Raw genomic sequence first — 19,811 nt, 5'->3', positions numbered from 1 at the left:
GACCATGCGCAGAATCCTCCGCGGCGCCGCCGCACTGGCCCTCGCCACCGCCGCCGTCCTGACCGGCACGACCCAGGCCCAGGCCGAGGGCGGCACGTGGGACGGCTGCCCGTACGGCGCCGTCTGCATCTACCCGGAGAACGTGACCCCGGCGAACAACCCGAACCCGAGCCACATCTTCTACTCGTACGGCTTCCACCCGATCTACAACCAGTTCGGCAACCACTGGGTGTTCAACAACCAGTACGACGGCGCCCTCGTCGAACTGTGCGAGTCGGTCAACGGCGACTGCCACGACTCGATCCCCCCGCAGGAGGGCTGGTACGTCGACCTCACACCGATCAACTCACTCAACCTCCGGGAGCACTACCTGTGAAGCGCCGTCTCCTCGCGGTCGCCGCCGCGCTGCTGCTCGTCGGTGGTGCGGCGGGCTCCGCCGGTGCCACCGCCGCCGGCTCCGCGCCCGCCGCCGTCGCGTCCGTCCAGGTGCCGAGCGGGGTCACCGCCGGGGTCGCCGTGTTCGACCGGCAGACCGGTACCTTCACCGAACAGCTCAACGCGAGCGCCCAGTTCCGGTCCGCGTCGGTCGTCAAGCTGCTCCTCGCGCTGGACTTCCTGTGGAACCGGGGCCCCGACTACACCGTGCCCGCCGCCGACCGGGCACGGCTGGAGCCGATGCTGCGCAGCAGCAACGACGACGCGGCCAACTACTACTGGTCGACGTACGGCGGCTCGGCGATCATCAACCGGATGGTCAGCCGCCTCGGGCTCCAGGACACGGCGCCGCCGCCCGCCGAGTACCCGGGCTACTGGGGCTACACCGCGATCTCGGCCCGCGACACGGTGGCGGTCTACCGCTACCTCCTGGACTCGGCGCCCGCGCCCGTGCGCGACTTCGTGATGGGCAACCTGCGCCAGTCCACCCGCTGCGCCTCCGACGGCTTCGACCAGCACTTCGGCATCGCCGGGGCGTTCGACAAGCCGTGGGCGGTGAAGCAGGGCTGGGCCGGGTCGTCGTACCCGGAAGGGACCTGCACGAACGCGACGGCGGCTCCGGCCTCCACGCGGGTGACCGCCGCCGCCGTCGACCTGACGCGCCCCGCGCTGCACAGCACGGGAACCGTCGGCGCGGGTGACCGTTCCATCGTCGCCGTGTACACGCTGCACCCGGCCGGCACGTCGTACGGCAAGGCGTACACGGACATCGGGCGGCTGACACGCTCGCTGAACGTGCCGGGTGCGACGCGCCCCGGGGGCTGGTGGTACGGCACCTGGAGCGAGCACGTCAACGTCCGCCGGGACCCGTCGACGGGCAACGCCCCGATGACGCAGCTCCCGGCCGGCGTCGAGGTGCTGATCGGCTGCCAGAAGCGGGGACAGGAGGTACAGGTGCCGCCGTACACGAACGACTGGTGGGCCTACCTGCCCCAGTACGGCGGCTGGATCTCCAACATCTACGTCAGTTCGCCCGACAACCGGATCCCGGACGTCAGGGAGTGCTGACCGAGTAGTCGGCGAGATGGCGGAGCACCTTGTCCACGTGCGGCTGTACGCGCGCGGGGACGCCGCCCTCGTCGATGACGGTGCGGTCGCTCGTGCGCCAGCCGGCGGCGATCAGCGCGGGCAGGTCACCTACGGGGAGACGGGCCTGCTTGAACTGCTGGTCGAGCCAGCAGGTGTACAGGCTCATCGTGGCGATCGCGTCGGGCGGCGACAAGTAGTCCTTGTCGCCGTCCCCGTCGCCGTCCACCGCCCAGGCGCGGAACACCGACGGCGTCCACATGGCGATGCCGTACTCCTCGGACGCCGGGCGGGAGGCGTGCACGTCGAAGTCACTCTCCGCCTTGATCATGGCGGCGAGGAACGCGGGCGTGATCTCCGGGTCGGAGCAGCGTTTCGCGGCGTTGACGATGACCGGGCGCAGGGCCTGCGGTACGTCGGAGTCCTCCCGGATGCTTCCGGCGTCCGGTACGCGCGCGCCGGTCACGACGGCGGGAGCCGTACGGCCGGAGTCGCCCCGCCCTCCGTCGCCTTTGGCGATCACGAACCCGGCGACGGCCGTGACCACGGCGAGCGCCGCAGCGGCGTACGGCAGGAAGCGGCGCCGGCGGGGCGTGCCGGCCAGTCCCTCGACCCGTTCCGCGAGGCTCGCGGCGGTGTGCTTCAGGCGGGACTCGTGGTCCGGTGCGAGGCAGTCGGCCACGATCCGGCGCCAGTTCTCGTCGAGTCCGGCGTCCAGGCGCAGCGGCGTCGTGCCGCGCGCGTACGCCTGCGCGGCCAGTGAGCGGGCTCGGGCCGTGGCGCCGGGGAAGGGGTGCAGGCCGCCGGTGAGGATCTGGTGGGCGAGGACGCCGAACGCCCAGATGTCGGCGGTCGTCCGGACGACCGCCCCCTCCGCGCCGGTGCGCTGGGACCACCACTCCGGCGGCAGGTGGTCGAGGGTGCCCAGCGGGGGCATGTGGGCGTGGGTGCCGTCGAGTTCGGCGGCCAGCCCGAAGTCCGCGAGCCAGACCTCGCCGTCCGCGCCCAGCAGGACGTTCGCCGGCTTGAGGTCGCCGTGCACCCAGCCCTCGCCGTGCATGTGCGCGAGCCCCGCGAGGACTCCGCGCAGGATCCGTACGGGGTCGGGGACTCCGCCGCCCGCGTTCAGCACCTCGCCCAGGCTTCGCTCCGCGCGGTCCATGACGAGCGCTATCGCGCCGTCCAGGGCGGGGAGGCCGGGGGCGTCGACCGTGCGGACCGCGTGGGTGCGTACGAGGTGGGGGTGGTCCGCCTCGGCGCTGAAGCGGACCTCGCGGGCCACGAGGTCGCCGAGGGCGGTGCGTTGGCCGGGGGCGAGGGTGTTGGTGGGGAGGATCTTCACGGCGGCGGGGGTGCCGTCGGTGAGCGCGCGGGCGTCGTAGACCGTGCCCCAGCCGCCGGAGCCGATGATGCCGGACAGCTCCCAGCCGTCGATGCGGAAGCCGGTGGGGAGGGTGGGGGGTGTCAGGGGGGTGCGGGGGGTGGTGGGGCCGGCGAAGTCGGGCACGTCGTCGAAGTCGCCGGATTCGCCGGAGCCGGTTGAGCCGGTTGAGCCGGTTGAGCCGTCCAAGTCGTACGGGCCCTCCGAGCCGGCCGAGTTGTCCGAGCCGACCAAGTCGTCCGGGCCGCCCGAGTCCCCTGAGTCCCCGGAGTCCCCTGAGCTTGAGTCCCTTGAGCTTGAGTCTCTTGAGCTTGAGTCTCTTGAGAAGGTCATGCCCCGGCCCCCTTCCGTGACGGCAGCAGCGCCAGGTGTTCCTCCCGGACCAGCCCGAACCGCAGCGCGAAGGACGCGAGCCGTGCCCGCTTCGCCCCCGTCCGCCCGCCGCCGTCCCCGCCGGGCTCCTCCCCCACGTCCAGCCGGAGTTTCGCGAACGCCAGGTAGTCGATGTGGTAGTTGACGGCGGACCGCGTGAGCCCCCGGCAGGTGTCCAACGGCCGCAGCCGCTCGGCGATGTCCCCGGCCCCCGGCAGCGCGCTGTCCGCGGGGTCCCGGAGCCGTGGCTCGCAGAGCGCGACCAGCACGAGGAAGTACTTGGCGGTCGCGTCGAGGGCGTACGGATGGACCGTCAACTCCCCCGCGCCCGGCGTCGACCGCTCGTCCAGGTACGCGTGCTGCGGCGCGAAGACCTTGAAGTCGGCGGTGCCGCCGAGCGAGGGCAGCACGACCCGCGAGAACTCGAACGGCACCGGCGCGCCGAGCCGGCCGGGCGCGACGGTGAGGTACTCGCCCGCGCCCTCCAGGTTCTCCACCACGTACGCCGTGTCCCGGCTGAAGTTCGACAGCCGCCAGTAGTCCTCGGCCGCCTCAAGTCGCCCCGCCCGCCGGGAGATCCCGGGGTCGCGCAGGACGATCGGCACCTCGCCGCGCCCGAACTCGGCGACGTCGCCCGGCCCCATGCGCAGCAGCTCGGGCCTGCTCTTGTCGACGCCGTCCGCCCGCGCCGGACCGGGTGGCTGGACGATGATCGTTTCCACGACGGCTCTCCCCCGATGTGTTCACCAGATTGTAGGGACAGCGCCGGTCGCCGTCCGCCTGGCGTCGTGTGTGATGCGTGAACGAACGGCGCGGTTCCGGCGAAGGCGGATGGTCGGTCCGGACCCGGCGGGACGCTCCGCGACGCGGGTCCCGGCGGCCACCGCGGACTCCGGTTGACCTCGCCGCGTCGGCTACTCAACAATGCACCTATGAATTTCCAGCGGTACGTCGCTCTCGGGGACAGTCAGACGGAGGGGCTCGGGGACGGGGACGACGTCCAGGGGCTGCGCGGCTGGGCGGACCGCCTCGCCGAACAGCTCGCCCGGCAGGAACCCGCCCTCCGCTACGCCAACCTCGCGGTCCGGGGCCGCCGTACGGGCCAGGTGCGCCGCGAGCAGCTCGCCCCGGCGCTCGCGCTGCGGCCCGACCTCGCGACCGTGGTGGCCGGTGTCAACGACGTACTGCGCCCGGGCTTCGACCTCGACGAGGTGGTCGGCGACCTGGAGGCGATGTTCGCCGCGCTGACCGGACAGGGGGCGACGGTCGCGACGCTGACGTTCCCCGACGTCGGGCGTGGTACGCCGCTGGCGCGTCCCCTGAGCCGGCGGATCCTCGCGCTCAACGACCGCGTCCGCGCATCCGCCGCGCGGTACGGCGTGGTGGTCGCGGAGACGTCCGTGCACCCGGTGGTGACCGACCCCCGGCTGTGGAGCGTGGACCGCCTGCACGCGAGCCCGCTGGGGCATGCGCGGATCGCCGCGGCGATGGCGTACGCGCTGAAGCTCCCGGACACCGACACGAGTTGGGCCGACCCGCTGCCGACCGCCCCGCCGCCCGCCTCCGCGTTGTCCGACCTGCGCTGGGCCGGAACCTTCCTCGGCCCGTGGCTCGTACGGCGCCTGCGGGGGCGTTCGTCGGGGGACGGCCGGGAGGCGAAGCGGCCCGCATTGCTTCCGGTGACCGGCGGCTGAGTTTCCGGTGACCGGCGGCTGAGGCAGGGGCCGACGGCTGAGGCGGGGGCCGGCGCTTGGCGCCTTCAGGCCGGTCCGCCTCTCGCCAGGGTCCGAGGCGGAGAGTCGGCGCACGCCGCCATCAGGCCGGTCCGCCTCTCGCCGGCGCCTGAGGTACGGGGGCAATCGCCACTTCCAGGCCGTCGCCCCGCGCCAGCGCCTGAGGCGGGGGCGGCACTCGTCGCCTCCAGGCCGCTCTGCCCCGCGTCGGCGTCTGAGGCGGGGGACGGCGCTCGCCGCCATCAGGCCGGTCCGCCCCGCGCCAGCGCCTGAGACTAGGGGGCACTCGTCGCCTTCAGGCCGCTACACCAGCGTCCGAGGCGGGGAGCCGGCGCTCGGCGCCGTCAGGCCGGTCCGCCCCTCCGGCGCCGGGACCACCCCCGCGCCCGTGCCTCAGCCCTCGCCCCGTCGCGCGGCCAGCCGCTGGTCGATCCTCCGCAGTGCCAGGTCCCCCCACTGCAAGCTCTCCCGTTCGAACGCCATCCCCCGCAGCAGCGTCAGGTACGGTCCCACCCGCTCCGCCTCCGCGAAGTACGCCTCCTCCGACCGGCCGTCGAGCAGGCGCTGGCGCAGTCGCTCGTAGCGGGCGAGCTTGGCGGTGGCCCACTCCATGTGTTCGGCGACGGCCGCGCGGACCGCGTCCCCGTCGCCCGCGTCGAGGCACTGGACCTTGACCATCAGTTCGTCGCGGATCGCGGTCGGCTTGGCCGGGGGCTGTGCGGTGTAGGTGTGGACGGCTTCGCGGCCGGCCCGGGTGAGGGAGAAGAGGCGTTTGTCGGGGCGGCCCCGCTGTTCGACGACGCGGCCGGTGACGAGGCCCTCGATCTCCATACGGTCCAGTTCCCGGTAGAGCTGCTGGGGCGTGCAGGTCCAGAAGTTCGCGACCGACGCGTCGAACGCCTTCGCGAGGTCGTACCCGGACGCCTCGCCCTCCAGGAGGGCCGCCATCACCGCGTTCCGTAGAGCCATGGGCGACACGCTAGCAGTCAACTAGTTGAGTATGGACGCACGGTCATGGTCTGCTCAGGGGGAACACCGCGTGTACCTCCCATCCGACCGCGCCCCGGGGACCGGTCGTCAGGTCGCCGCCGAGGGCCGTCACGCGTTCCTTGAGGCCGACGAGGCCGAAGCCGCCGCCGTGGGCCTCGGTGGGGAGTTGGGTGCTGCCCCGGCCGTCGTCGGTGACGGAGACGGTGAGGTGGGCGGGGTCGTCGAGGAGGCGGACGTCGATGTGGGTGGCGTCGCCCGCGTGGCGGCGGATGTTGGTGAGGGCTTCCTGGACGACGCGGAAGGCGGCGGCCTGGATCTCGTGGGGGAGGTGGTCGGGGAGGGCGGGCGCGCGGTGGAGGGTGACCGTCTGGATGGGGGTGGCGAATCCGTCCGTGAGGCCGGCGATGGCGGCGAGGTCGCCGACGGGGCGGCGGTCGGCGTCGTCGGTGTCGCGCAGGACGCCGAGGGTGCGGCGCATCGAGGCGAGCGCCTCGGTCGCGGCGCGTTCCATGCCGGCCAGCACGGGGTCGAGTTCGTCGCGCCGGGTCGTGGCCATCATGCGGGCCATCTGCGTCTGGACGAGGATGCCGGTCACGTGATGCGCGACGAAGTCGTGGAGGTCGGCGGCGATGGCGACGCGCTCTGCGCGCCGGGTCTCGCCGACGGCGACGGTGCGCCGGTAGTCCATGGCCCGCAGGTAGGCCGCGAGCCCGATGAACAGGCCGATGAGGACGAGGACGACGGCCAGGAGCCAGAGTTCCTCGGTGACGAACTGCTCCACGCTCCGGAGCGGGAGCAGCAGGAGCGCCCCGACGGCGAGGGCACCGCAGACGACGGCCCGTCTCGGCGGGCAGTGCCGTACCGCGAGGAACAGGACGCACAGCAGGATGACGATCTCGCCGGGGCCGATAGCGCTGGAGCCGAGGACGGTCAGCGAGCCGATCGAGTAGAGGGCGGAGGCAAGAGCGGGTACGGCGGTGCGGACCTGCGGCGTGAGCCAGTCGGGGCGCCGCGCGGCCGGCCACAGCACGGCGGCCAGGCCGATGAGCAGGACAGCCAGTGTCGGGAGGACGGGCAGGGCGGTCGGCAGGACGCTGGTGCCGTCGGACCCTGCGCTCAGGACGTCCACGACACAGGCCGACAGCAGCAGGCCGACGGCGAAGCCCCGGAGGAGTTCGCGGGGTGAGACGGACTTCATGCCGATCACGGTACGGCGCCGGGCCACTCGTCCGGATCGGCCGAACGGCCGAGGCCGATGGTGCCGGAAATGGCCATTCGGCCGAGGCGGGGGGCCGGTGCCGGGGGCGACGCTGGAGGCACCTTCTCACCACGTGTTTCAGGAGCGGTCGATGCAGCACAACAGATTCCTCGTCGGTGCCCTCGGCGGTGTGGCCGTCGTGGCCGCGCTGGGCGGCCTTGTCACCTACTTCCTGTCGGGCACCGAGTCGACGACGGGCCTGGACGAATTCACCACGGTGAAGGTGGGCGGTCAGCGGGCGCTCTCGGCGGACATCGTCGCGGGCCGCACCGAGGCCAAGTTCCACCCGCTGCCCTGGGTCGGCGACGCGCTCAGCGGCGTGACCTGCCCGACCGGCCTGAAGGCCGTCGTGGGAGCGAGCCTCACGTGCACGGGTGAGAAGGGCGGCGGCGGGACCGTGAAGATACCCGTACGAGTGACCGAGGCGGACGCGAAGAGTGTGACCTGGACGTTCGATCGCTGAGAACCCTGAGACCGCTGAGCCCCTTCCGCGCTGCGGCGAGTCCTCTCCCCCCTCCACAGACCCCGGAGCCCCCATGCGTTCCTCCGTCCTCCCCCTGACCTGGCATCTCACCAGGTCCTCGGGCCGCCGTGGCCTCCAGTCGCAGCTCCTCGCGGCCGGTGCCGCCGCCGTCGGCTCGTTCCTGCTGCTGGTGATGATCGCCGCCGCGCTCGGCTCGGGCACCCGCGCCGACCACACGACCTGGCGCACCCCGCACGCCGTCGCGGCGCAGAAGGCGACGGCGGTGCAGGTCACGGCGTTGACGTACGTCCGTCACGACCCGGTGACCGTCGTGAGCCTCGCCCAGCTGCCGGACCGTACGGCGACGCCCGCGCCGCCCGGCCTGTCCGCCTTCCCGAACCAGGGCGAGATGTACGTCTCCCCCGCCCTCGCCGACCTCCTGGCCGAGCTGCCGAAGAGTCAGCTCGCCGACCGTTTCCCGGGGGTGAGGTCCGCCGGCACGATCGGCTCCGCCGGTCTCGCCTCGCCGGACGACCTGGTCGCCGTGGTCGGCCGCGCGGCCGGTGACCCCGCGGTCTCCCCGGGCGCGGGCAACCAGAACTACTACGACGAGAACCTCACCGAGCGCGCGTTAGTCTCCGGGTTCACCAGCACGAAGGCCAGCGTGTTCACCGGCTCCGACCGCACGTCGGTCCTGCTGGGTGTGCTGCTCCTCGTGGTGCCGGTCATCGTGCTGGCCTCGGCCGCCGGACGGCTCGGCGCGGCCCGGCGTGAACAGCGGCTCGCCGCGCTGCGGCTGGCGGGTGCGACGCCCCGGCAGATCCTCGCCATGACCGCCGTCGAATCGGCCGGGGTCGGCGCGGCCGGCGCGCTCACGGGGGCCCTTGCGTACGCGGCGCTGCTGCCCGTGCTCGCGCGGCTCCCGTACGGCGTCGGGACCTGGTACACCGGCCGGCTGTGGGTGGGCCCGCTGTGGTTCGCGGCGGTCGTCGTGGCGGTGACCGCGCTCATCACCGTCAGCGCGCTGACCATGCTGCGACAGGTCGCGACGTCTCCGCTGGGTGTCGCCCAGCAGTCCAGCCCGCGCCGTACTCGCGCGGTCCGCCTCGTGCTGTTCGTCGGGGTCCTCGGCTACATCTGGTCGACCACGGGTGACGGCCAGTTGAAGGCGCGTCAGCTGATCGCCCTGCTGTTCCTCTTCTACGGCGCGTTCTGGCTGTTCGGTCCGTGGGTCGTGGACCGGCTCGGGCGGATCGTGGGCCGGTATGCCGTCCGTCCGGCGACCCTGCTGGCGGCGCGCCGTCTGAGCGACGACCCGCGCGGGGCGTGGCGTACGGTCAGCGGGCTGGTGCTCGCCGGGTTCGTCGCCGGGTTCTTCTCCGTCAGCACTCTCGACCTCGACGGCCCGAGCCACCACGGCCAGGTCGCCGTCCTCACCGCGAACGCCGCCGACGCCCGGAAGGTCGCGGCCGAGGCGCGTACGGTGCTGGACCGGGCGGGCGTCGAGGCGACCGTCACCGTCACGCGCGAGGACGAGTACGACAGCCTGCTCGGCGGCGCAGACGGCGTGACCGCGAAGGTCTCCGGCGGCCAGGACCGCATCGACACGGCCGTCACCGCCCTCACTCCCCTCGGCGCCGGACGGTTCCCCTTCACCCAGGAGTACGTCTCGGCACCGGACACCACGATCACGGACCGCGTCGCCACGGTCTCCACCGCCACCCTCGTCCTCAGCTTCATCGTCGCCTCCGCCTCGGCGGGCCTCACAGCCGCCGCGAACGTCCTCGACCGACGCCGGGTGTACGGCCTGCTCCGCCTCTCCGGCACACCACTCGCGGTCCTCGACCGGGCGCGGATCCGGGAGGCGGTCATTCCTCTGACCGTCCTCGCCGGGGGGACGACCGCGATGGGGGTCTTCGGGGCGACGCAGCTCAACAAGGCGGCGGGGACGACGATGAATACGTCCGGGGCTGTGCAGTTGGTGGTCTGCGTGGTCGTGGGGGCGGTGGCGATGTGCGCGGCGGTGCTGGGGAGCAGGCCGCTGCTGCGGAGGGTTACGGCGGGGGCGGAGTGACGGTGGCGCTGTGGCGGGGGTGCGGCCCCTCATCGAACGCACCTCACCGCTCGGCACCGCCAACGCCCTCCGCCTGGCCGCGTACCGCTCCGGGAAGTACGCCCGGCCGCTCGTCCTCGCCAACCCGCCGGACGCCGCAACCCACTCCGGCTCGTCCCATCCCGCCGAGCGCGCCGTGCCGGTCGGCATCCTCAACGCCCTCCGCCCCGGCGGACCCACCTCACTGGTCATGGCCGTCATCGCGTCCATCCGCGTCGCCCGTGGGCAAGCGCATCCCGGTATCCAGGCGGTACGTACGATGATCGCCGGACGATCCCGGTACGCGCGGTCCGAAAGGCGGAGGGTGATGGAGAACGGTGGGGTGCTCGACGACCCTGTGGGGGAATCGTTGCGCGGGCGGCACGCGCATCTCGCGCGCCGGGTCGGTGGGGCGGTCACTTATGTGGCGGACGTGGCGACGTTCTCGGCCGTGCCCGTCGCGCCGGACGCCGCGGACTGGGCCGACCTCGCGGAACTCCTCGGACCGGACGGGTTCGCGGACATGTTCAGCTCGCCGGCGGTTCCGCCGGGCGGGTGGGAGCCGGTGTTCGTTCTCGAAGGCCGTCAGTTGGTGTGGGGCGGGGACAGGCGGCCCGAACAGGCGGCCGGGATCGTGGAGTTGGGCGCCGGCGACGTACCCGAGATGCTCGACCTCGTCGAGCGGACCCGCCCGGGGCCGTTCTGGAAGCGCACGGTCGAACTCGGCACGTACCTCGGTGTCCGGGCCGACGGCAGGCTCGTCGCGATGGCGGGTGAACGCCTCCGCCCGCCGGGCTGGACCGAGATCAGCGCGGTCTGCACGGACCCCGCATCCCGTGGCCGGGGCCACGCAGCGCGCCTGGTCGACGCGCTGTCCGCCCGTGTCCTCGCGCGTGGTGAACGCCCGTTCCTGCACGTGTCGGAGACGAACACGGCGGCCCGAGCCCTGTACGAACGCCTGGGTTTCGTCACCCGCAAGAGGGTGACGTTCCAGGGCTTCCGCACGCCATGACCTCCGAGGACACCGCAGCGCTGCCGGCTCGCTTCGACGCAGACCTGAAAACCGTCTGGCCGGAACTGACGGACCGCCTCTGCACGGGCCTCGACACGACGTTCCCGGAAAGCGTCGAGAAGACGCCACCGCACACGGCGGACCGGGTGATGAATCTGTGGGGGTGAGGCCGGTCAGGCGCGGTGTGTCTCCCGGAACGCCCCCGGTGTGAGCCCCGTGTGCCGCGTGAAGAACTTGCCGAAGTTGGTGGGTTCGGGGAAGCCGAGGCGGCGGGCGATGGTCGCCGCGGGTTCGTCCGTGTGGGCGAGGAGGCGTTGCGCCTCCAGGGCGACGCGGGCGTCGATGACGTGCTTGACGGGGCGGCCCGTCGCGGCGGTGCAGGCACGCGTGAGGGTCTTGACCGTGTAGCCGAGGCGGTGCGCGTAGTCGGCGGCGCGTCGGGTGGTGGCGTAGGAGCGTTCCAGCTCGGCACGGAAACGGGCGTAGACCTCACCGCCCGCGTACGGATCGCCGCCGTCGGGCCGGGGCAGCCGGTCGACCTGGAGGAGGACGGTGGCGAGGAGATGCCGGAGGATCTCGGCGGAGGGAGCCAGGCCGTACACATCGCCCACCGGCCCGGCTCGCCCCGCGCCCCCCACCGCCCCCGTCCGCTCGTACTCCGCCCTCAACTGCCCCAGGAGCGTGGCGAGTACGGCGTACTCGGGACTCGCCCCCAGTTGTCTGCACACCGGCTCGTCCCCCTCGTCGAGGAGTCGGCCGGCGCCGGTGAACGGGGGCGGGAAGGCCGGTGCGAACAGGACGTGGAGGCCGTCGGCCGTGCCCGGCAGGGTGTAGCGCTGGACCTGGCCGGGGCGGACCCGGAGCAGGGTGCCGGGGCGGCAGGGGTACGTCACGAAGTCGACCGTGTGTTCGCCGCTGCCGCCGGTGACCAGCGTGAGGGTGTGGAAGTCGACGCGGTGGACCCCGTGCCGCAGCCGGCGGTGCAGGTCGGCGAGGCCGACGATCTCGAAGCCGGGGACCCGCGGGTCGGGCGGGTTGAAGCCCAGCCGTGGGATCGCGTCGCCTGCGGAAAGCATCATGTCCTCGTTCTACCATCCGGAGTCTCCGGCTCATCTCGCCCGGCCTGTGCCGTCGCGGCGAGAGTGGTGAGCAAGAAGACCGCTTTCACCATCTGGAGTTCCCATGAACGGCACCGTGACCGTCCTCGACCGAGGCCCCGTCCGCATCCACAGCTACATGTCACCGGCGGACACCTTCCACGCCACCACCCAGTTCATCGAGACCCCGGCACGGATCATCGCCGTGGACGCCCAGCTGCTCCCGGCCCACGCGGACGAGGCCGTCGCCTACGCGCAGGGCCTCGGCAAGCCGCTGGACCGTCTGATCGTCACGCACGCGCACCCCGACCACTACAACGGCGCGGCCCGTTTCGGCGTACCCGTCCACGCGCTGCCCCAGGTCCGCGAGCAGATCATCGCGCGCGGCGACAGTGTGCTGCCCACGGGCGAGACGATCCCGGCCACCGCCTTCACGCCGACCGTCGACCTCGTGCCCGGCACCGAGGTCATCGACGGCGTCCCGTTCGTCTTCGAGGCGCTGACCGGCGGCGAGGCCGAGGACGAGATCGTCGTCAAGCTCCCCGAGCAGCGCGTCCTGATCGCCCAGGACGTCATCTACCACGACGTCCACCTCTACCTCGGCAACAACGACATCCCCGGCTGGGAACGCGCGCTGGCCACGCTCGCCGCCGACCCCGCGTACGACACGATCCTCCCCGGCCACGGCCTGCCCGCCGGCCCGGAGATCTACGGCCGGGTACGCGGCTACCTGACCGACGCGCGCGAACTCCTCGGCACGGACGGCGAGGCGTACAAGAAGGCGATCATCGACCGCCACCCCTCGTACACGGCCCCTTTCCTCATCGACATCGCGAACCGGTCCCTGTTCGGCACCGGCCACTGATGCCCCTGCCTGCGGACACCCGGAGCACCCAGACGCACCTCGTGGCCCACTTCGACCTGTCCGCCGGTCAGCAGCCCGAGAACATCGCCCTCGTCCGCGACGGCTCCGCCTACCTGACCTTCTCCTTCGCCCGGCAGGTAGCGAAGGTCACCCCGTCCGGCCGGACCCGCGTCCTGGCGACCCTCCCCGCCCCGGCGAAGGCGGACACGGCCGTCCTCACCGCGAGGGACGGCATCCAGACGCCGACGTCCGTGGCGGTGCGCGGCGACAGGGTGTACGTCCCGAGCGCCGCGTACCTCACGGGCGAGGACCCGAACCTTCTGACGACCCGCCTCTGACGTCTGGACGAGGCGGGGGCCGATGGGCGAGTGCGCGGGCGGGCGTCGAGGCTCGCCCCCGAGCCCCCGAGCCCCCGAGGCTCAGAGGCTCAGACCGGTGACGCCTACGTCACTCCGTCGGGAAGTCCGTGATGCCGGCCTCCCAGTCGAGGAGCTGCGCCAGGGTGTCGTCGCCGGGCCGCGTCTTGCCGACCGGGCGGCCGTTCGCGTCGGTCGCGTTGTACGTGCCCCGGGACATGGCGCCGCTGGCGACGATGTTGTGCTCCACGCGCGGGCGGCGCAGCGACTCGTACCGGGCGAGTGCCGCGTCGGTGTCCGGCAGGTCGCGCAGGCACTTCGCGAGGACGACGGCGTCCTCCAGCGCCATCGAGGCGCCCTGGCCGGTCGCGGGGGACGCCGCGTGGGCCGCGTCGCCGAGGACCAGGGTCCGGCCGGAGCGCCACGGCATACCGACCGGCAGTTCCGTCGCGTTGGTGACCATGAGCTGGTCGGGGGTGGCGGCGACCATGTCGGCGGCCGGGGTGTCGTCCTTGCGCAGGAGCGGTACGAGCAACTCGCGCCAGCCCGCCGGGGTCTCCTGCGCGATCCGCTCGGCGGTCAGCGGGTCGCCGCCGACCCGCGCGAACCAGTACGTCTCGCCGTCCGGCGAACACGCGAACCCGAACGCCGTCCCGCTGCCCCGGACCATGGTGAAGCAGTCGGTCTCGGCGGCGGGTCGGGCGTCGGTGGTGTAGCCGTAGAAGACGTACTGGCCCGCGTACGCCGGCTGCGCGTCGGGCGCGACCGTCTGCCGGACCACCGAGTTGAGGCCGTCGGCGCCGAGGAGGAGGTCGCCGGTCGCTGTGGCGCCGTCGGCGAAGTGGGCGGTGACGGCGCCGGGTCGCTCCTCGATGTGCGTGAGGCGGGCGCCGTATCGCACCGGGATCCCGCGCCGTACGGCCTCCTTCTGGAGCGCGACCGTGAACTCGCCCCGGCGCAGGCAGCGGAAGTTCAGCGCCGGGTCCGCCGCCTCGCCCATCGGCGCGTGCGCCGCCTGCGCGCCGGTGCTCTCCAGCAGGCGGATCGACCTCAGCGGGAACCCGATCGCGGTCACGGCCTCCGTCGCGCCGATCTCCCGTAGCGCGCGCATCCCGTTGCTGGCGAGCGTCAGGAACGCCCCGATGTCCTGCGCCGCGTCCGGATGCGCCTCGAACACCTCGACGTCCAGCCCCGCCCTGTCCAGAGCCAACGCCGCTGCCGCGCCCGCGATCCCGCCACCGACGACCAGTACTCGCGCCACCGCTCCACCTTCCGCTCGGCCTAGGCCCTGTCGTCACATTCCCGTCGTCCGCCCGGAGGGCGGGCCGGGAGGCGTCTGACGCGTGCAGCTGCAAGGCGGAGGAGGGCGTCGACGCGGAGCGTCGGCAACCGACGACAACGCCGCAGATGCGCGTGGCAGGCGTCTCCCGGCAGGCGGGAATGTGACGACAGGGCCTAGGGGTGAAATGCCCCTGTTCACCGATGATTTCACGACGGGGCGCGGCTTTCCCGGGCACTCCTGCGGCGTTTCCTCCGCCGGTGCCGGGACCTCGGACTCCGCTCCTCTTCCGACGTTTCACCGCAATTCGAACATGGGCAGTTGTTCCCCTTGTGCGGTGACAACTGGTCAGGAAAGGGGCGCTGTTGACACACCTGCGGTTGTCCGAGGACGTGATGCGCGCGCTGGGGTACCGGGGCGTCGACATGGTCGTGGAGCATCTGTCCCGGCTGGGGGACGGGCCGGTGTCCGGGCGGGAGGGGTGGCCGGCTCACGAGGGGGTGCCGTGGGAACCGGCGGTGGACCCCATGGCGGTGCTGGAGGAGACGTGCCGGCTGCTGAAGTCGGGGAACGCGCATCCGGATCACCCCCGGTTCCTCGCGTTCGTGCCGAGTCCCGGGAATTTCGTCGGTGTGCTCGCCTCGATGCTGGCGACGGGGTTCGCGGTGCCGGGTGGGTGGCGGCTGACCGGGGCCGGGGCGGCGGACGTCGAACTCGCCGCCGTGCGCTGGGTGGTGGAGTTGTTGGGGTTGCCGGAGGGGGCCGGTGGGTTGTTCGTGCCGGGGGGTTCGCTGGCCAATCTCACGGCGTTGACGGTGGCGCGGGATCACGTCGGGACCGGGGACGAGGACCGAGTCGGGGCCGGGGTCTCGGGCCAAGTCGGCTCCGGGGTCGCCTACTTCTCCGACCAGGCCCATTTCTCCATACCCCGCGCGCTGCATGTGCTGGGCGTCGGTGCCGAGCAGTTGCCGTCCGACGGGGCGCAGCGGCTGGACGTGGAAGCGCTCGTCTCGGCGGTGCGGCGGGACCGGTGTGCGGGGCGGCGCCCGTTCGCCGTGGTCGCGAACGCGGGGACGACGAGTACGGGGGCTGTCGATCCACTGCCCGAACTCGCCGAGTTCTGCCGGGCGGAGGGGCTGTGGCTGCACGTGGACGGGGCGTTCGGGGCCGCCGCCGCGATCACCGCCGGAGGGCGGAAAGCACTGGACGGGCTCGGGCTCGCCGACTCGTGGACCGTCGATCCGCACAAGTGGCTTTTCCAGCCTGCCGAGTTGGGGTGCGTGCTGCTGCGTCGGCCTCGGGAGCTGCGGGAGACGTTCGGCGTGCGGCTTCCTGGCTATCTCGGCGAAAACATGGGCGACGACGGCGACTTCATGCAGTACGGCATCCAACTGACCCGGGAGTTCCGGGCGTTGCGACTCTGGCTCTCGCTGAAGGTGTTCGGCGCCGACGCCTTCCGGGACGCGGTCGCCCAAGGGATGCGCAACGCCGAGGAGTTGGGGCGGTTCATCGACGCCGAGCCGGGGGTGGAGCTGGTGACCGCGCCGTCGCTCGCCGTGCTGACGTTCCGCTGTGCGGGGGCGGACGCGGACCGGGTCTGCCGGGAGCTGCGGGAGGAGGGGTACGCGCTGGTGATGCCGACGACCGTGGACGGGGAGCGGGTGTTCCGGCTGTGCACGATCAATCCGCGTGCGGATATGGGGGAGTTGAGAAGCGTGGTGCGTCGGCCGCGGGAGCTGTCCTGAGATGCGCCCGGATCGACTGCACGCCGAGGCCGCCGAGTCGACCGGTCTGAGCGACTTCGGCCCGACCGGGTACCGGGAAGCCCTCGACCGGCTCGTCCACGCGTTGACCACCGAGGCCCGTCTCCACGCGCGGGGCCTGGCGGAGGCCCACGACACCCTGCGCAGAGCGCTCGTCCACCGCCTCCGTCTGCACGAACGCCCGTGCCCCGCCCCCGCCGTCCTGCACGATCCCGTCGTCATCGTCGCCCCGCCCCGCACCGCACCGGCAGCACCCTCCTGCACCGGCTCCTCGCCCACCACCCCGGCCTGCACGCGGTCCGACTCTGGGAACTCACCCACCCGGTCTCCCCGCCCGGTGTCACCGACGCCGAGCTGATCGCGTCGACGGGCCGGGCGGTCGCCGCGTACTACCGGGCGGCGCCCGCACTGCGCGCCATCCATCCGATGAGTGCGCGGGCGCCGGAGGAGTGCGAGTACCTGATGACGACGGACTTCCACAACTCGGTGCTGGGGCTGATCAGTTACCGCGTCCCGTCGTACGCGGACTGGCTCCTGGAGCAGGACCTCACCGCCGCGTACCGGCTGCACCGCCTCCAGCTCGCCCACATCCTGGCCCGCCGCCCCGCACCCCCGGGCGCCCGCCTCCTCCTGAAGAGCCCCTCGCACCTCTGGCACCTCCCGTCCCTCGCCGCCGTCTACCCCCGCCTCACCCTGGTCACCCTCCACCGCGACCTCCTCCACGCGACGGCCTCGGCGTGCAGCCTGGCCCTCCACGCCCGCAGGAAACGCAGCGCGCACGCCGACCCTCACGAGATCGGACACCAACTGCACGCGGCGCTGCGCCTCGGCTCGGAGCGCCTCGACGCGTTCCCCGGCGTCACCGTCCACGTCCCGTACGACGGCCTGGCCGCCGACCCTGTCACCACCGCGACCCGCGTCTTCACCGCCCTCGGGCTCCCCACCCCACCCCAGACCCTCGACCGCCTGCGCACCGAGGCAAGCCGACGCCGGACCACCCGACACCGGTACGCACCCGGCGACTTCGGGCTCACCTAGCAGTGCGGGCCCTCGCCCGGCCCCTGCGGCTTCGGGCCGGACCAGTCATCGAGCCCGTCCGCTCCGGGCTCCCCGGCCCTGGAGACCCTCGCCCCGCCGGCTTCAGGCCCCATCAGCCCTGGACCCCGCCGACTTGGGGCCCACTCAGCCCTGGAGGCCCCATGCTCCGCTACCCCTTCGACCGCGCGAACTCCCTCTCCCCCATGCCCCATCTCGACCTCCTCCGCCAGCACACCCTCTCCCGCGTCCTCATGCCCAGCGGCCACCCCGCCCACCTCGCGGTCCGCCGCGCCGACGTCCAACAGGTCCTCGCGGACCCCCGGTTGAGCCGCCGGGCCATGTTCACCACCCCCGGCGGCCCCCGCTTCACCTCCGCCGATCTGGACGAGCCCAGCCTCATCGGCGTCGACCCGCCGGACCACACCCGGCTGCGCCGCCTGTGCGCACCGGCGTTCCGCCCGCCCCTGATTCACGCGCTGCGCGCCCCTGTTCGGCACCTCGCCGACCGCCTCCTGCGCCGACCCGCCGACCTGCACGCCGAGTTCTCCGTCCCCCTGGTCACCCACACCGTCTGCGACCTCCTCGGCGTCCCCCGCCCCGACCGAGCCCAACTCCTCGACTGGGCCCACCAGAAGCTCTCCCTCACCGGCCCGCCGGACGAGGTCCGCGCCTGCCACCAGGCGCTCCGCGACCACTTCACGTCCCTGACCACCGAGCCGAACCCCGCCCCGCCCAGTACGCGGCCCTCACCCCCGCCCTCGTCCCGCAGGCCGTGACCGAGATCCTCCGGTTCGACGCCGCCAGGGACATGTCCTTCCGGGGGCGCCCAAATCATGGCTGGTCAACGCCCGTGCCGATGACGGTGAGCGGGGCGGTCACGTCGGTCGCCATCCGGCTCAGCTCTTCCGCTGTCGCGGCAGGAATGGTCACTTGGATATCGATCTCTCGACGTGGCCACAAATAGTGGACCTCCAACTGGAAGGCGTCGTAGGGACGGCGCTGTTCGGCTTCCGGGAGCTTCGCGATGCTGGCGCCGAGTCGGGGAAGCAGATCGATGAGGGTCGCGTCCTGGATGGACCCGTCGGCGGCTTCTCGTTGTTCGTGGTGGTGAAGCTGTCCGAGAAGGTCGCGACGCTTGCGCTCGTGGCGGTCGAAGCGTTCCCGGATGCTGCGCCGGAACTCGCCGTCGAGTTCCGGGTCGCCCGAGCCGTCGTTGGCGTCGAGTTCGTCGAGCAGACGTTCTTTACGCTTGTCGATGGCCTTGATCTCATCGCGGAGCTGTTTGACCTTTTCTGAATCGCCGGCCTGTTTCTCAGGGTGCGTCGCGGCCAACTGGGCGTTGAGGTATTCGCTACGTCGGGGACCGAAGACGCGTTCACCGAAGAACCAGTGGACAGCACCCAGAAGGATCTTCTCGCTGACCCACAGGGCTTTGGGATGGGCGTCGAACCAGTCGGCGCCACGGTGGTGGACCTCGTCGCGGTAGCAGACGTAGTACGGGAGGTCCTTGCTGGTCTTGCCGAACATCCGGCGCGTGCAGAGCTTGCACCGGACGTATTGATCCGAAACGGTAGGTGTTCCGGCTCGTTGATCCCTGTGTGAGTGAACTGGTGGGGGACGCACGGAAGTTGTCGCCGTCGGCGCGGGAAGCCCTTCGGCTGCGGGCGGTGGCCGCGTTGGTGGCCGGCCGGACTCGTGAGGACGTCGCGGCGGTGTTCCGGGTCTCGCTCAAGGCCGTGGACAACTGGTGGGCGAAGTGGCTGGCGGGCGGGCGCGAAGCGCTCGTGGCTCAGCCGCGTGGACGCCGGGCCGGTGAGCATCAGGTTCTCGATGCGGTCGAGCAGGAGGCGATCCGGCAGGCCGTGCTGGATCACCGCCCCTGTGACCTGGGGTTGGCAGGGCAGCTGTGGACGCGGGCCGGGGTCGGGGATCCGATCGCGAAATTGTACCGGGTGCGATTGACCGAGCAAGGGGTGGGCAAGTACCTGCGCCGTTGGGGGCTGTCCTTCCAGCGTCCGGACAAGCGGGCCGTCGAGCAGGACACGAAAGCGGTCCGTGTCTGGCGGGAGGAGACCTGGCCGGCGATCCGGGCCAGGGCGAAGGCCGAGGGCGGCGAGGTGCTCTTCGCCGACCAGGTCGGCATCCGTTCCGACCAGGTCACCGGCCGCACCCGGGACGCCAAAGGGTGCGCCCCTGTCGTGCGCCGCTCGGGCAACCGGTTCTCGGTCAACGCGATGTCCGCGATCAGCACCAAGGGCCGCATGCACTTCATGGTGTTCACCGAGACCTTCGACGCCGACGTCATGTGCCGCTTCCTGGACCGGCTCGCAGGCCACTTCGACCGCAAGGTGCACCTCGTCGTGGACGGCCACTCCGCCCACCGCTCCCGCAAGGTCCGCGCATGGCTCGCCGACCACCCGGACCGCATCGAGCTGCACTTCCTGCCGTCGTACTCGCCGGAGCTGAACCCCGACGAGCTGGTCAACGCCGACCTCAAACGCAGGGCGGTTGCAAGTTCCGGGATCGCGTAGATCGTCCGCGTCCAGCGGGAGTTGACGTGGCAACAGCACAGGCACGAGACCGGTGATCAT

General features: G+C 72.4%; 20 protein-coding genes. 13 read left to right on the top strand and 7 right to left on the bottom strand.

Annotated elements, in window-relative coordinates; translation table 11 throughout:
- Nucleotides 1–4: 4 nt before the first annotated feature.
- Together ACQCO7_RS39825 and ACQCO7_RS39820 are read left to right on the top strand one after the other, a co-directional pair.
- Nucleotides 5–376 carry a hypothetical protein gene (locus ACQCO7_RS39825; RefSeq protein WP_464076394.1) on the top strand — a complete coding sequence of 124 codons (372 nt, stop codon included), beginning with the start codon at nt 5–7 and terminating at the stop codon, nt 374–376.
- The gene (locus tag ACQCO7_RS39820) at nt 373–1,503 is read left to right on the top strand and encodes a hypothetical protein (protein WP_464076393.1); all 1,131 of its coding nucleotides are present in this window, start codon (nt 373–375) and stop codon (nt 1,501–1,503) included. The genes ACQCO7_RS39825 and ACQCO7_RS39820 overlap by 4 nt, the downstream gene beginning before the upstream one ends.
- Here the strand turns inward: ACQCO7_RS39820 and ACQCO7_RS39815 are convergent.
- Both ACQCO7_RS39815 and ACQCO7_RS39810 read right to left on the bottom strand, forming a co-directional pair.
- Entirely contained in the window at nt 1,490–3,091 is a 1,602-nt protein-coding gene (locus ACQCO7_RS39815) for a serine/threonine-protein kinase (RefSeq protein WP_464076392.1), read from the bottom strand. The two genes, ACQCO7_RS39820 and ACQCO7_RS39815, sit on opposite strands and share 14 nt — an antisense overlap.
- A 140-nt stretch (nt 3,092–3,231) precedes the next feature.
- The gene (locus tag ACQCO7_RS39810) at nt 3,232–3,996 is read right to left on the bottom strand and encodes a serine/threonine protein kinase (RefSeq protein WP_464076391.1); all 765 of its coding nucleotides are present in this window, start codon (nt 3,994–3,996) and stop codon (nt 3,232–3,234) included.
- A 210-nt stretch (nt 3,997–4,206) separates the two neighbouring features.
- Here ACQCO7_RS39810 and ACQCO7_RS39805 point away from each other — a divergent pair, with 210 nt between their 5' ends.
- Entirely contained in the window at nt 4,207–4,968 is a 762-nt protein-coding gene (locus ACQCO7_RS39805) for an SGNH/GDSL hydrolase family protein (protein WP_464076390.1), read from the top strand.
- Between the two features lie 432 nt (nt 4,969–5,400).
- Here ACQCO7_RS39805 and ACQCO7_RS39800 read toward each other — a convergent pair whose 3' ends face one another.
- Nucleotides 5,401–5,976 (bottom strand): PadR family transcriptional regulator, encoded by a 576-nt coding sequence (locus tag ACQCO7_RS39800; protein WP_464076389.1) that lies wholly within the window; start codon nt 5,974–5,976, stop codon nt 5,401–5,403.
- 43 nt (nt 5,977–6,019) lie between these two features.
- Nucleotides 6,020–7,195, bottom strand: coding sequence for a sensor histidine kinase (locus tag ACQCO7_RS39795; protein WP_464076388.1), 1,176 nt, complete (start codon nt 7,193–7,195; stop codon nt 6,020–6,022).
- Between the two features lie 151 nt (nt 7,196–7,346).
- On the opposite strand from ACQCO7_RS39795, the gene ACQCO7_RS39790 reads away from it, so the two are divergent.
- The 4 genes from ACQCO7_RS39790 to ACQCO7_RS39775 all read left to right on the top strand — a co-directional run bounded on the left by ACQCO7_RS39790 (nt 7,347) and on the right by ACQCO7_RS39775 (nt 10,989).
- The gene (locus ACQCO7_RS39790) at nt 7,347–7,718 is read left to right on the top strand and encodes a DUF4333 domain-containing protein (protein ID WP_464076387.1); all 372 of its coding nucleotides are present in this window, start codon (nt 7,347–7,349) and stop codon (nt 7,716–7,718) included.
- 73 nt (nt 7,719–7,791) lie between these two features.
- Nucleotides 7,792–9,792: an FtsX-like permease family protein gene (locus tag ACQCO7_RS39785; RefSeq protein WP_464076386.1), complete on the top strand. Its 2,001-nt coding sequence runs from the start codon at nt 7,792–7,794 to the stop codon at nt 9,790–9,792.
- Nucleotides 9,793–10,138: 346 nt separating this feature from the next.
- Nucleotides 10,139–10,822, top strand: a complete 684-nt coding sequence (locus ACQCO7_RS39780; protein ID WP_464077411.1) for a GNAT family N-acetyltransferase — start codon at nt 10,139–10,141, stop codon at nt 10,820–10,822.
- A complete protein-coding gene (locus ACQCO7_RS39775; RefSeq protein WP_464076385.1) occupies nt 10,819–10,989 on the top strand; it encodes a hypothetical protein in 171 nt (56 codons plus the stop codon). Before ACQCO7_RS39780 ends, ACQCO7_RS39775 begins: the two co-directional genes overlap by 4 nt.
- A 6-nt stretch (nt 10,990–10,995) precedes the next feature.
- Here the strand turns inward: ACQCO7_RS39775 and ACQCO7_RS39770 are convergent, their stop codons facing one another.
- Nucleotides 10,996–11,901 (bottom strand): AraC family transcriptional regulator, encoded by a 906-nt coding sequence (locus ACQCO7_RS39770; protein ID WP_464076384.1) that lies wholly within the window; start codon nt 11,899–11,901, stop codon nt 10,996–10,998.
- Between the two features lie 103 nt (nt 11,902–12,004).
- On the opposite strand from ACQCO7_RS39770, the gene ACQCO7_RS39765 reads away from it, so the two are divergent.
- Nucleotides 12,005–12,784: an MBL fold metallo-hydrolase gene (locus ACQCO7_RS39765; protein ID WP_464076383.1), complete on the top strand. Its 780-nt coding sequence runs from the start codon at nt 12,005–12,007 to the stop codon at nt 12,782–12,784.
- Complete coding sequence (locus tag ACQCO7_RS39760; protein WP_464076382.1) at nt 12,784–13,122, top strand: hypothetical protein; 339 nt, start codon at nt 12,784–12,786, stop codon at nt 13,120–13,122. Before ACQCO7_RS39765 ends, ACQCO7_RS39760 begins: the two co-directional genes overlap by 1 nt.
- A 109-nt stretch (nt 13,123–13,231) precedes the next feature.
- Here the strand turns inward: ACQCO7_RS39760 and ACQCO7_RS39755 are convergent, their stop codons facing one another.
- A complete protein-coding gene (locus ACQCO7_RS39755) occupies nt 13,232–14,401 on the bottom strand; it encodes an FAD-dependent oxidoreductase (RefSeq protein WP_464076381.1) in 1,170 nt (389 codons plus the stop codon).
- A gap of 383 nt (nt 14,402–14,784) precedes the next feature.
- Here ACQCO7_RS39755 and ACQCO7_RS39750 point away from each other — a divergent pair, with 383 nt between their 5' ends.
- From ACQCO7_RS39750 to ACQCO7_RS39740, 3 genes are all read left to right on the top strand, one after another.
- The gene (locus ACQCO7_RS39750; RefSeq protein WP_464076380.1) at nt 14,785–16,164 is read left to right on the top strand and encodes a pyridoxal phosphate-dependent decarboxylase family protein; all 1,380 of its coding nucleotides are present in this window, start codon (nt 14,785–14,787) and stop codon (nt 16,162–16,164) included.
- A 201-nt stretch (nt 16,165–16,365) separates the two neighbouring features.
- Entirely contained in the window at nt 16,366–17,220 is an 855-nt protein-coding gene (locus ACQCO7_RS39745) for a sulfotransferase family protein (protein ID WP_464076379.1), read from the top strand.
- Between the two features lie 161 nt (nt 17,221–17,381).
- On the top strand, nt 17,382–17,996 hold the full coding sequence (locus ACQCO7_RS39740) for a cytochrome P450 family protein (protein WP_464076378.1): 615 nt from the start codon (nt 17,382–17,384) through the stop codon (nt 17,994–17,996).
- A gap of 55 nt (nt 17,997–18,051) precedes the next feature.
- On the opposite strand, the gene ACQCO7_RS39735 is transcribed toward ACQCO7_RS39740, so the two are convergent.
- Complete coding sequence (locus ACQCO7_RS39735; RefSeq protein WP_464076377.1) at nt 18,052–18,747, bottom strand: hypothetical protein; 696 nt, start codon at nt 18,745–18,747, stop codon at nt 18,052–18,054.
- Nucleotides 18,748–18,818: 71 nt separating this feature from the next.
- On the opposite strand from ACQCO7_RS39735, the gene ACQCO7_RS39730 reads away from it, so the two are divergent.
- Nucleotides 18,819–19,751 carry an IS630 family transposase gene (locus tag ACQCO7_RS39730; protein WP_464076376.1) on the top strand — a complete coding sequence of 311 codons (933 nt, stop codon included), beginning with the start codon at nt 18,819–18,821 and terminating at the stop codon, nt 19,749–19,751.
- The last annotated feature ends 60 nt before the right edge of the window (nt 19,752–19,811 follow it).

Source organism: Streptomyces saintjeani (assembly GCF_055409605.1).
The sequence above is the reverse complement of the archived record's forward strand: the minus strand, read 5'-3'. Positions and strand labels throughout refer to the sequence as shown.

Excerpts from the sequence above, each read along its gene's own strand:
- ACQCO7_RS39825 (WP_464076394.1), top strand. The coding sequence starts at position 5 with ATGCGCAGAATCCTCCGCGGCGCCGCCGCACTGGCCCTCGCCACCGCC.
- ACQCO7_RS39805 (WP_464076390.1), top strand. The coding sequence starts at position 4,207 with ATGAATTTCCAGCGGTACGTCGCTCTCGGGGACAGTCAGACGGAGGGG.
- ACQCO7_RS39800 (WP_464076389.1), bottom strand. The coding sequence starts at position 5,976 with ATGGCTCTACGGAACGCGGTGATGGCGGCCCTCCTGGAGGGCGAGGCG.
- ACQCO7_RS39795 (WP_464076388.1), bottom strand. The coding sequence starts at position 7,195 with ATGAAGTCCGTCTCACCCCGCGAACTCCTCCGGGGCTTCGCCGTCGGC.
- ACQCO7_RS39790 (WP_464076387.1), top strand. The coding sequence starts at position 7,347 with ATGCAGCACAACAGATTCCTCGTCGGTGCCCTCGGCGGTGTGGCCGTC.
- ACQCO7_RS39785 (WP_464076386.1), top strand. The coding sequence starts at position 7,792 with ATGCGTTCCTCCGTCCTCCCCCTGACCTGGCATCTCACCAGGTCCTCG.
- ACQCO7_RS39780 (WP_464077411.1), top strand. The coding sequence starts at position 10,139 with ATGGAGAACGGTGGGGTGCTCGACGACCCTGTGGGGGAATCGTTGCGC.
- ACQCO7_RS39775 (WP_464076385.1), top strand. The coding sequence starts at position 10,819 with ATGACCTCCGAGGACACCGCAGCGCTGCCGGCTCGCTTCGACGCAGAC.
- ACQCO7_RS39770 (WP_464076384.1), bottom strand. The coding sequence starts at position 11,901 with ATGATGCTTTCCGCAGGCGACGCGATCCCACGGCTGGGCTTCAACCCG.
- ACQCO7_RS39765 (WP_464076383.1), top strand. The coding sequence starts at position 12,005 with ATGAACGGCACCGTGACCGTCCTCGACCGAGGCCCCGTCCGCATCCAC.
- ACQCO7_RS39760 (WP_464076382.1), top strand. The coding sequence starts at position 12,784 with ATGCCCCTGCCTGCGGACACCCGGAGCACCCAGACGCACCTCGTGGCC.
- ACQCO7_RS39740 (WP_464076378.1), top strand. The coding sequence starts at position 17,382 with ATGCTCCGCTACCCCTTCGACCGCGCGAACTCCCTCTCCCCCATGCCC.
- ACQCO7_RS39735 (WP_464076377.1), bottom strand. The coding sequence starts at position 18,747 with ATGTTCGGCAAGACCAGCAAGGACCTCCCGTACTACGTCTGCTACCGC.